The sequence below is a fragment of the Arthrobacter sp. SAFR-044 genome (assembly GCF_059414985.1).
The window spans coordinates 84,788-96,492 of record NZ_JBPFDN010000001.1; the positions used below are offsets into that span (position 1 = coordinate 84,788).

Genomic DNA, 11,705 nt, shown 5'->3' on the forward strand with positions numbered 1-11,705 from the left:
TTGAGTGGGGCGTGCCTAAGTGGGCCTGTCAAAGCCCCGGGTGCCGCCACCGTTGGTGGTGACGGCACCCTGAGCCTACGCCCTCTGCTCGGCACCACCATCTCGTGCATGACGGCGAATTTCGGCATCTCCAGTTCGGCAGAAGATCAAGACCAGTTCATTCACTTTTTGCCCGGTAATGCGCTCCACCATGCCCGCATAGGTCGACAGCTGACGCCAGTAAGCCGCCAAGGTCTCCTGGGTGACACTGATGTCAGTCTTGAAGTCGGCGATGACCAGAGTCCCGTCGTCCTCGCGGTACATCAGATCAATGATGCCCTCGAGTGTCATTCCGTTGTTGGGTGTGAGCACGGGAAGCTCAAGCCAGTGCTTTCGGTCAGCGGCGCGCTGTACAGGCGCGCTGCGTAGAGCAGAACGGGCACGTTCAGCCAGACCAGCGGGATCTGCAAGTCCGGCCGTGCTGGCGATCCTTTCAGCGAGAACGTCGAGGTTCTCGTTTTCTTTTAGGTCACTCAGCTCGAGCAGCCTGTGCAGGGCCGTACCGAAGTCCTTGCCGTGTTCACCGCCTGTCGCTGCCGAAGTCGGTAGCGAGCCGTTCTCATCAATGCTCACAAAATGCGGGGTCTTGTCCATCTCAGACGCGGCAAAGCCGTCCGTTCCTTTGGCGATTGCCGTGACGTTGGTGGACGATACGAGGGCCGAGTTCTTCCGCCAGACATCGCACCGCTGCTGCCAAACTTCAAATGACTCGACTGGTTGGACCTTGTGGACTGCTCTTGCATGCAGCGGCATATCCTCTGGGATGTCGAGGTCTGGCGCCGGGGCTGCATCCACTGCACGCCTGAGGATTTCCCCCAAGCTTTTGTCGTCCGAAACATAGTGGGACACAACCAAGTGACTCTCAGCTCGTGTGCAGGCCACATATAGCAGGCGCCGACGTTCTGCCTCTACGAACGCTTTTTCCACTGCATTCGCGTCGCTGTAGCCCGCGGACTGGATTTCGCCTACGAACCGCACGTGGAGTTGAGAGCCTTGGTCCCAGAGCGCGGCCGGCGAATCCATCTTGGGACGGGAACCCGTTCCCGCCAGAATCACCATCGGGAACTCAAGCCCTTTTGAAGCATGGATGGTCATGATCCGGACTGCCTGGACATCGGTTTCCGGCACTATAGCTTCCTTGACCCGTGAGTTTTCCTCCTGCTGCGCTGCCGCCCACACGAGGTAGTCACGCAGCCCGCCATGCGTGACCTCCATCCAAGCCCGGGCTTGATCGATGACAAAGCGTAACCGTCGCCAGACGTCCCGGTAGCGCGGCGCATCAACTGCCGCCTCCAGCATGCGGCGGTCGGCAATTAGCCGCTCCATAATTTCGGCCGGTGTCAGCACCTCTATCTCCCGGCACAAGGCGGCAAGGTATTTGAGGGACTGGGCCACTGAGGTGTCTCGCAGTGCTTCAGGCACCTTTGAAAAGAGGGTCCAATATCCTCCGCCCTGCTTCCACTCGAACAGTTCATCGTCGCCGCATCCGAACATTGCCGAACGCAGTGACAGCACAAGTGCAGCTTCATCCGCTGTATTGGAGATTGCCCGCATCGCCAGCAGCAGGTCGGTAACCTCCTGAGTGGCGTAAACCAAGGAGGATGCCTCGGCCCGATACTCAATGCCGGCGTCGTCCAATGCATCTTCAAGGGCGGCGAGGGCGGTCCGTGTGGGGATCAGGACGCAAATGTCCTTCAACTCAACCGGTGAACATTCAAAGCTGCCGTTGTCGGACCGCTTGCTTTGCTTCTGCCACGCCGGTAGCCCTACCGTGCCCGTCGCGACTCTGATTGCTGCAGCAACGTCCGCAGCTTCCTGCCGGCGCATCGCATCGGCAGAGACCTTTCCCGCTTCATCGGGCTGCGCAACGCCACGACCAATGATTGAGACGGCCGGACCATGTTCGTCGCTCCATTCGGGACGCCGGGGATCAGGCACCAAGGCCTGGTATTCCGGCTGAACCGTGCCGTTGGCCGTGATGAGCTCATCGAACGTGCCGTTGATCCACTCAAGCAGCTTTCCGGTGGAACGGAAGTTCGTCTGGAGTGACGCGATACTGGAATCCGCGTCGTCTGAGAAGCGCTGCTGTGCCGCGAGGTAGGTGGCGATGTCAGCCCTGCGGAAGCGGTAGATGGACTGCTTCGGATCACCGACAGTAAACAGCCGGCCGGGAGGTACGTTGAGATGCTCCCAGCCGTCGGGCCCGCAGACGTCGCTGGCGGCTATCCGCGTGGCCAGTTCAGCCTGAATGGGGTCTGTGTCCTGGAATTCGTCCAGCATGATGCAGCGGTAGCGATCATGCAGGGCAGCGTGGACGCCCTGTTTGTCCTTGCCGATGAGGAGGTCCCGCGCGTGAACGAGAAGGTCGTGATACTCAAGCTCGCCGCTCCGCTGACGTTCGCGAGCCGCTTGAAGAAGGACCTCGGCCATGGCGGCGGTAACGGTCTCAACGGCGGGCTGTACGAAGCTGTTGCGCAGGGCTATCGCCTGCTGGGCCAGATCTTTACAGGAGCTCCGCACCTCGGCGACGTTGGTGGACCAGTTGCCCCTTTGCCCCCCACTAAAGCCGGATTGCGGAACAGCGTGGAGCAGCTCGAGGACGAGGCCCAGTTCTCCGGATTCTGCCTCGGAGAGGCGACCGTGCCAGCTCTTAATGTGTTCGAAGGCGGTCAGCAGTTTGTCCGCAGGGTCAGTGCATTGGTCGACATGTGCGAGGACGTCTGAAGTTTGGCGGAGAAGCGGACCAAGGTCTAAGGCCGGAATATGCCGCCTGCGGGGAGGATGACTTTCCAGGCGGTCCCAGTTGGCATCCAGGTCTGCCGCAACGTTTTGCAGGTGGTCAAGCGTAACGCCGACCCCGAGGAGTATACGGAGTGGGTCGTCCAGGGACGAGTCGGCGAACAGTTTCTGGCGGGCTTCTTCCCACCGCCGCGTGAACGCAATCTGGGACCGCAATTCATCCACCACGGTGAGCAGGGGTGGAACACCCGCCTCGATGGGATGCTCGCTGATGATGCGTGCTGCAAAGGAATGGATGGTGCCGATGGGAGCCGTATCCAGCTGGTCGAGCGCCCGGCGGCGCAGGTCTGTGAGGCTGGCCTCCGTCAGCCGCCGACGTACCCGTTCCCGCAGCTCACCTGCTGCCTTTTCGGTGAAGGTGATGGCTGCCACGCTCTTGAGTTCGACGCAGGCGTCAACCATAGCGCAGATGCGCTCGACGAGCTCATGCGTCTTGCCGCTTCCTGCACCCGCTTCAACGAAGATGTTCGATTCGAGCTCCTGCTCGATCAGCGCTCGGTCGGTCTGGTCTGTGAGTTCCAGGAGTTCCGGGTTCATTTCTCCGCCTTCAGGAGCTGGGCATAGGGCGCTAGTTCGGGGGCGTTTTGAAGCTTCAGCCACTGCTGGCCGAGCTCTTGGGCGCCCATCATGGTGGTGAAGTTGACGTAGCGGTTGGACTCGGGCCGTGGCGGGAAGATCCCGTTCCGGAGGGCAGAAATGATCAGGCCCACGTCCGCGCGCAGTTGGTCCACGACTTCGTCTGTCACGGTGTAGCCGATTTTCTTGAAACCGCCTGCTTTCGAGATGAACCAGTATTCTGCTGCGACATCCGACGAGTTGTCGCGGAGGGTCCGGGCAAACAGGCCATAGACCGGAAGCTGGTAGCGGGTGCCCTCCGCAGTTGGGTGCTTCGCGAGCGGGTCATAATCTTTCGACTTGCCCGTCTTGTAGTCGATCACCCGGACACTGCCATCGGAATGCTGGTCAATCCGGTCCACCTTTCCCCGGAAGCGGACCGTAGTGCCGTCGTCGAGAAGCAGTTCAACGGGCGGGTGGGTGTCCGTGTCCTCGGGCCCGAAGCTCGCCTCTTCGGCGAGATACTTCCAGCCTTCGGCAAACCTGTCCTGGTCGTCCGCCAGCACACGCGTTAGGTCTTGGCGGAGCATGGCTTGGTTGCGTTCCCACACGTGGTTGAGCCATGCCGGATTCGCGGCGTCCTTAAAAGCGGAGTCTGCCAGCTCCATAAGGCGGTCCAACGAAGGCGGAAGGCCGTCTTTCGTGATGCTGCGAACATAATCTTCCAACACTCGGTGAACAAGGATGCCCCGTTGCTGCGGCGAGATCTGCACTTCGAGTGCCACGTCCTCCAAGATGCTGACTTTCAGGACGTGTTTCATGAAGTAGCTGAACGGGCTGGTGACCCATTCCTCAAGCCGGGTGGGGGACAGCGGCTTTTCGGGGTCCACTATGATCCCTGCATATGCATCGAGGTTGCCGTTGAACCTCGAGAAGATGCCATCCCGCCTGTCCCGGGTGGCAGCTAGCGCATGCTGCAGCGCCTCCTCTTCCAATACGGAGGTGCTCTCCTCAGCAGTGAGGATACGACGGAGCCGCCATTCCTGAGCTGTTGGGGGCAACGCATCGGAGGCGGGTGCGCCGTTCTCAATGCCGTGGGCGAAGGACCGCAGCTGGTCCTCGGGTTCAGGCTTGCGGTCGATCCAGCGTGACACTTCGTAACTCCCGGAGCCGCGCAGGTCCCCGCGGGGGCTGGTGATGAACCGTTCGGATCCTGTAGCGAGGGCAGCAAAGAACTGCTTCTTGTTAGCCTCGGCACGCTCTTCAACCGTGGGGAGGCCAATGGCCAGCATGGCACGGGCGCTGTCCGGCAGCAGTGGGTTCTCCCTTGTCCGTGCTGGCGCAAGCCCTTCCGCAACCCCCATAAGGAAGACGACATCAAGGTCCCTGGCGACCGCATCAGCGAAACTGCCCACGACGACACCCGTGCCGCTCTTCCCGGTCCAGCGGCCTTTTGAAGCTAGGCCGTCTTCCAAGACGCTTCGTAGGAGCGCCGGGCGTGGCAAAGGACCAACAAGGTCCAGATGCCGGAGATCCGAGGCGGCTTCGACCAGCGCGTTACGGGCAGCGGTTTTCTCCGGGCGTTCGCCGACGCCCTTGGGGCCCATGAAGTCCTCAAGAAGCGAGATCAGCGACGCGGAGGCGTCATTCCATGAGGCAGCAGCTTGGACCAGGCTTATCCGTGCCGCAAGGGCCTCCCTGAAGGCCTGGAATATCCGGAACTTTTCCAGATAGTCCGCGCGGGCGGAGGTGTCTGCTCCTGCATAATCCTCTTCGGCGGGTGGATTTGCGTAAACCCTTTCACATGCTGCACTGCTGGGCAGCTTCTGCTCATGCCAGGAGAAGGCACCTTCCGCATGGATGTTCAGGATCGCGCGGGTGTCGAGATCCTGCGGGTCCAGCTTCAGTAGTTGAAGGAGACCACGGGCCAGTGGCGAGTCCATAAGCCGGTGGGCTGAGGGACCGACGAAAGTGACTCCCGCCTGGCTAAGGCGTTGGGTGAGTAGCGCAGCGTAGGGCTGGGCGGCCGAGTGGAAGATTCCGATACGGTGGCCCGGTGTACCTGTTGTAAGCCGCTCGACGACGAGGCGCACCACCGCGCGGGCTTCATCGTCGGCATCGGACGCCGTCAGAAGTCTTACACCATTCTCTGCCGAGCCGGCCGCTGCGAGATGCTGCATTCCGGCCGCTTCGAGGCTTGCTCTGAAGATTGCCTCGGCGGGACGGTTTTCGGTACCGAGCATGAAACCGATGATGGTGCCGAGCCGCTGCGTCACGGTCCTTGTCCCGAGCTTGTTGCTGGCAAGGGTAAAAGCCTCATGGTCCGTGTACCACTGCCGGCCCAGTGCCTCCTTTGAAGCGCCATGAAGCCGCAGCACTTCCTGCATGAGCTCTGGGAGTTCCGGGTCGGCGGGAGCCGGAACAGCGTCGAGGAGCTCCGCTGTCTTGGCTATCGCACGGGCGGTCGAGGGCTGGTCGGCGACATCCTTGAAAAGCCCTGGTTCCTCCAGCAGGACCCGGCTCACGGCCCCAAGCCGGAGGACGGGGAGAAGGGGACGTCGTCCGTTCACTGCGTCGTCGTCGGCGATGAGTTCGGTTGCGAGGTCCTTGAGTGTGAACGCCCTGACCCCCACACTCCCAGCGCCCCCGTTGAGGGTCCTGCCCAGGTAACGGGTCACGTCGAGACCAGCGGCATGGGAAGGGACCAGGATGGTCACCGGAGCCAGCGGATCGGCGGCCTGAGCATGGCTGATCCTTGTTTCTAGCTCGGCCAAAGCGAGACTGACCGAAGGGAAAATCGTGCAGGTCATGCAACACCACCACCGTAGTTGTACTCGCGTAGGGACTGGGATCGTTCTGGTTCTCTGAGCAGGGCCATGGTTTTCGACTCGATCTGTCGGATGCGCTCCCGCGTAACGCCATAGACCTTGCCGATGGCATCCAGGGTCTTTTCTTCGCCGTCGTCCAGGCCGAAGCGCATTGCAATGACCCCGGCTTCCCGCTCTGTCAGGGTGTCAAGGACCGCGTGCACTTGGGCCTTGAGCTGTTCCTTGGCGATCTGGTCAAGAACATCAACGTGCCAAGGATCGAGAAGCTGGTCGGCCAGCGGCTCCAGGCCGCCCCTGCCGTCCGGTACCAGGTAATCCAGGGAACGCACAGGCTGGTCCAGCGACAGAAGATGCTCCACTTTTTCAGCCGACTGATCAGTGAGCTTGCCGAGTTCCTCAAGGCTGTATTCGATACCCTTCCGAGCGGCGTCACGCTGAATTGCCTGCACCTTATGGATCTGCTCCACCATGTGGACCGGGAGCCGGATGACCCGGGCCTGGTCGGCCAGCGCCCGGGTGACAGCCTGCCGGATCCACCACGTCGCATACGTGGAGAATTTGAAACCCAGGGTGTAGTCGAACTTGCAGACCGCCCGGTGGAGGCCAATGTTTCCCTCCTGGATCAGGTCCAGCAGGTCCATGCCCTGATACATGTACTTCTTGGAGATGGAAATGACCAGCCGGAGGTTCGCCTCGAGCAGGGCGTTCGCGGCGCGTTCGCCGAGCAAGGCAATGGTCCGGAGTTCCCGGGTTTCGCGGCGCCCCCGTGGAGTGCCAACAGCCAGCAGATGGGCAGCATAGAGGCCAGCCTCGATGTCCCTCGCGAGTTCAACTTCCTGCTCGGCGGTCAGCAGGTCCGCGCGGCCTGCCCGCTGCAGGTAGTCCGAAACCCCGTCGTCGCTGAAACCCTCGAGCCCCTGAAGCTCCTCCAACCAGTCGGAGCCCTCAAGATCAAACAATGTCGGTGCGCTCCCGTAGTCCTCCTCCACAGAAGGCTCAACCACCGGCTCGGGCCCGCTGCCGCCCTCGGGTCCCGCACCGTTTCCGGGCGTGCCCGTTGTCGTCCCGCGACTCTGGGGCACTGAAGCCTCTTCAGATTCGACGTGGCGGAGGAACTCCTGCAACCCTTCCAGATCCGTCCTGATGTCGAAGAACTCAACATTGCGCGCGAACGGCAGCACCTTGCCCAGGAATTCCTCGCCCTGGACGTCCGGGTCCTCCACCGTGCCTTTCGAGTAGAGGACCACCAAGCGCCCCGGCCGTCCGTCGGCCTTCTTGCGGATGACGCGGCCGAGCCGCTGCACCATCTGCCGCTGGCTGCGGTTGGCGGCAACGATGATCCCGAGGTCGGCCTCCGGGACATCGATGCCTTCGTCGAGGAGCCGCGGCGCGGTCAGAACCTGGGATGCGCCGGTACGGAAATCCTCCAAGCCCTGCCGGCGGTCGTCCTTTGCCATGCCGCTGAAAACCGCAGACGCCGTCGCCCCGAGGGACGTATAAAGCTCCTGCGCCCGCCGCGCGGAATCCTGGGTCTGGGTGAAGACCAGCGTCCCGCGGGACCCATCAACCGTTTCCTTCAGTGCTGCCAGAGCCAGGTACTTCGTCTTGGCCTCGGCCAGCAGGTTGAGTCGCGAGGACATTGCGCGCATGTACCTGCGCGCGATTGTCGCTTCCCGGCTGAGGGCGTCCGAAGCCGCCAGCGCGGCCACGGCAGCAATGAACTGCGGGAAGGGCCGGCGGGGAATGCCTGCGTACGTCTCGAGGTTTCGCGCCGCCTCCACCATCACAGCCGAGAACTCGTCATAGTCGGTCTGTTCCGCAGGGGTCAGATCAACGCCAACGAGAGCGATGTCGAACGGGGCGATGACCTGGTCCTTCAGCGCGCGGTCGTACCAGAGGTTGTAGATGACGCCGCCGAAGTAGGGGAGCAGCAGGTTCTCGTGCTCACCGTCCGCCCTTTCGAACGTGGCCGTCAGCCCAAGCCGCCAGGCGTACCCCTCCTGCAGAGCACCGGTAAACATGGGTGCCGCATAACGGTGGCACTCGTCGGCGATGATCAGTCCCGCCTTGTGGGAACGGAGTGTCTGACGGTTGGACGCCGAGTGAACGATGGCCACGAGGATGTCCACGTCGTCGAGGGAATCATTGCGTCCGTCACCGAGGGCACCGCGCCGCGCTGTGGGCAGGTCCCGGCGCAGGGAGACGAGCCATTGGCGCTGAAGTTCGGCCGTCGGCACCAGGATCAGGACTTTGATGCCCTGCCGGACGGCTTCGAAGGCGGCGGCAACGCCCACGCGGGTTTTACCGGAACCTGTAACGGCCTCCACCACGCCACAACGGGCATTGGAGTGCCAGGCCTTCAGGGCTTCCTGCTGCCAGGGATACAGGAAGGCATAGTCATAGGAAGCCGGGACTGCCGCGGTGGCAACCGGAGCTGGCACCTGCGGAAGCGTCGCACTCGGGTAGGACCCGGCGTCGGCTAGTTCTGGCATGTCATCCCCCATTGGACGGTTCTGATCTGGTGCCTGAAGAGTATGGCGAGGCACCGACAATTTAGGTGAGCAGCGCCACTAATCGTCTTCCAGCGCCGGCTGCCACACATGCGCTCGTGATAGTGCGAGCTTCAGTTCACGCCCGCCGGCCTGCTCCAGCAGCCCGGAGTCGCCCACAACCACAAGCAGGCTCCGGGCCCGGGACAACCCGACGTAGAGTTGTTCCCGGGCCCTACTCATGTCCTTGAACCCGTTGACACAAAGGACAACAACGGACCGTTCCAGACCCTTGAAGCCCAGCACGTGGCCGTAGAACTCGCCGTCGTTGGCGTGGAAGTCCCGCCAGTATTCCTCCGTGGCACCGCGCTGGAAGTAGTCTAGGTGGATCGGGTGGCGGTCTTTAGTAGTGAGAAGCGCAATTTGGTTGTTCGCCCAGCCCTCGTCAATCAGCGCATTCAGGCAGTCTTCCGCGACGTCGAGCGCGTCGTCGGTGGGGCAATCCACGAACCGTACGGGCAAGCCGGTGCTGCCGCGCGGCGTGAAATGGTCCCCCGCGAAGGGCTTGAAGGTCTCGGCGATCTTTCGGGTGTTGCGGAGATTGTCGTCAATGTGGATGGGCACCAGCGTGGCCATCGGGCCATGGGTGAGATCCGCCGTCGCGCCTCCCCAGCGCTGGTAGACGTCCTGCCGGTCATCCATAAAGGCGTACACCTCACCGGTGTCGGGGTCGCTGGTGCAGGCGAGCAGCGCGTCCCACCAGAGAGGAGCGAAGTCCTGCGCTTCATCCACGATGACTGCGTCCAGCCGCTCGTGCGGCGCCATCCCGGCTGCCAGCTCCTTCAACAGGCGGGGCATCTCGACGTCGAAGTAGTCCTGCCCCTTGCCGTCGGGAACGCCCAGCCCGCGCACGTACTCGTGGAACTCGCCTGTAAACACCGGCTTCGCCTGCCGCCGCCATGTTTCTACACGGTCCTGAAGGTACTGCCCAAGGCCCTTGTTGTAGCAGAACAGACCCACGCGCTTGCCCTGCTTGCTGAGGATGCGGGCTTTTTCGACGGCGAGCCAAGTCTTTCCGCTGCCGGCTCCGCCGGTGAAGCGGATCCGGGGGAGCGAGCGGGTGGCCTGAAGCAGCACGGACTGGCGCTCGGTGAGATGATCCTGTGCTGCCTCGTCCTCCTGGGATGTGGTGGAAGGTACGACGGCGGTGTCCAGGTTTCCGCCAAGCTTCCGGACGATGCGTTCCAGGAAGGCCGGGGCGAGCGGGGAGGCGCCGCCGCCTTCGTTTTCAATGGCATGGCGGACGAGCTCCGCGGGGGACTTGCTGTCATCTTTGTCGAGGATGAGTGACCGAGGGCATCCAGCCATGGTCCAATTCCGCGGCACATCGGTATAGGGCAGGCTGACCATGTAGGCACAGCGGCTGCTGATGCGCGAACCTAGCTGGATCTCAAGCCAGTCCTTGAGCGCATGAAGTGAGCTCTGCGACTGCGCGACGGGACTCTTGATCTTGCGCTTCTGGTTCCGGTCCGACTGGTACCACTGCCCGTCGGCGATACTGACTTGGCCGCCCTTGACCTCGATCGCCGCCATGCCCACGTTCGGCCAGAGGACCAGCAGGTCAATCTCGTACTCGTTGCGGCCGTCGCGGATCTGGACTGACTGGGCCAGAACGCAGTCGTCGGGGAGGCTGTCCTTCAGTGCCCTCCAGACGGCCTTTTCCGCCAACTGACCGTCACCGAACTCCGGTTCCTCCGGAATGCACCTCACCGCGCCCCAACCTTGGTGTCCTGGAAGGCGGGCAACCCAATCTGGGCGCGGATATCAGCAAGGTCCTGCGTATTCCGGTCGATCTGTTTCATCTGTTTCTTTTCGATGATCGAGGAAAGAATGCGATTCGCGATCGCAAAGCCCACCAGTGCGAAGGATGCCCAACCCGCGGCGATGATAAATTCCGGCATGGTGAGGAACGCGTTCTTCAGGGCAATGACATTGTTTAAGTTGCCCGTCAGGCCGTCCAAGATGTCATTCAAGGTGTCGGTGACGGGCTGGAAGAACGGTCCTGCAGACAGTTCAGGGCTCTGAAGCGTTGCATCTCTCCCTACCGACCAGCGCGCATCCATGAGGTGCGCAAGGATGTAGAAGACCACCGCGAGATTGGCCGCGGCAAAGGCCGCCGTACCTGCAGTGGCGGCAGTGACAAGCCTGGCGGCGATTGTCAGGGGAGTGGACACACGGCTTCCGAGTAGAAACAGGAAGCCGACAATCACGGCAGCGGATAATACGAGATTCCTGAACGTGTCTACGCTGGCTCCGCTGAGCATTTCCATCACGGGGTATTAATCTTTCCACTGCTGCGCATTTGCACGCGCACGGTTCTTGGGCTCCGGCCACCGCAGCGTGGTGTTGCTCCTCGCTGAGTTCAGAAGATGTTTCAGATCATATTTGTATCAGCACGGCCCGTCATTATCTGATTGCATGGTTCGCGTCACCAGAAGTTTCAAAAATAGAGACTGTCCTGGCGGCCTGAGGCAAATCCCGGAACTGCGGGTCGGATGTGGTCTGCAAGGGTTCGGCACCGGAGCGGCTCCCCCGGTGACGCGGAGTCGGTGGATTGAGCGGGTGAAAGTTACGACGGCGATGTCCGATCCTGACGCACGAGCCCGGTGGGCGACTTGGCGTCCGTCTGGTCCAGGCGACACGAAGGGGGCTTTGTTCGACCCATGAGGTCAGGGCGCCCCAAGTAAGCGACGGCGCTTCTCCCGGGCAATGTAGGCCTCCACTTTGTGGAGTTCCACGTCATACAATTCCGTAACCAGCGTGACGCGTCGGCCGCATGCTTTCAAAAGCACCATTCGTGCCTCCTCGGCACCACTCAAATGGAGCGCACGCAGCCCGACCATGACTTGTTTGACTTGCTGTGCATTCAGCCGTTGGTGTTGAAAAACCAGCCTATTGTGCCCCGTATCAAAGACTTCGTAGCCATCTGCCATCT

At 61.9% G+C, this 11,705-nt stretch carries 6 protein-coding genes; all 6 read right to left on the reverse strand.

Going from position 1 to position 11,705, the window contains the following annotated elements; translation table 11 throughout:
• Positions 1 to 75: 75 nt before the first annotated feature.
• The 6 genes from ACR65J_RS00375 to ACR65J_RS00400 all read right to left on the reverse strand — a co-directional run bounded on the left by ACR65J_RS00375 (position 76) and on the right by ACR65J_RS00400 (position 11,703).
• A complete protein-coding gene (locus tag ACR65J_RS00375) occupies positions 76 to 3,375 on the reverse strand; it encodes a UvrD-helicase domain-containing protein (protein WP_440165062.1) in 3,300 nt (1,099 codons plus the stop codon).
• Positions 3,372 to 6,203, reverse strand: a complete 2,832-nt coding sequence (locus ACR65J_RS00380; RefSeq protein ID WP_440165064.1) for a PD-(D/E)XK nuclease family protein — start codon at positions 6,201 to 6,203, stop codon at positions 3,372 to 3,374. The genes ACR65J_RS00375 and ACR65J_RS00380 overlap by 4 nt, the downstream gene beginning before the upstream one ends.
• Complete coding sequence (locus ACR65J_RS00385) at positions 6,200 to 8,713, reverse strand: sigma-70 family RNA polymerase sigma factor (protein ID WP_440165066.1); 2,514 nt, start codon at positions 8,711 to 8,713, stop codon at positions 6,200 to 6,202. The genes ACR65J_RS00380 and ACR65J_RS00385 overlap by 4 nt, the downstream gene beginning before the upstream one ends.
• Before the next feature lie 78 nt (positions 8,714 to 8,791).
• Positions 8,792 to 10,480: a nuclease-related domain-containing DEAD/DEAH box helicase gene (locus tag ACR65J_RS00390; protein ID WP_440165068.1), complete on the reverse strand. Its 1,689-nt coding sequence runs from the start codon at positions 10,478 to 10,480 to the stop codon at positions 8,792 to 8,794.
• Positions 10,477 to 11,040, reverse strand: coding sequence for a hypothetical protein (locus tag ACR65J_RS00395; protein WP_440165071.1), 564 nt, complete (start codon positions 11,038 to 11,040; stop codon positions 10,477 to 10,479). The genes ACR65J_RS00390 and ACR65J_RS00395 overlap by 4 nt, the downstream gene beginning before the upstream one ends.
• Positions 11,041 to 11,439: 399 nt before the next feature.
• Positions 11,440 to 11,703, reverse strand: coding sequence for a hypothetical protein (locus ACR65J_RS00400; RefSeq protein WP_440165072.1), 264 nt, complete (start codon positions 11,701 to 11,703; stop codon positions 11,440 to 11,442).
• Between the last annotated feature and the right edge of the window lie 2 nt (positions 11,704 to 11,705).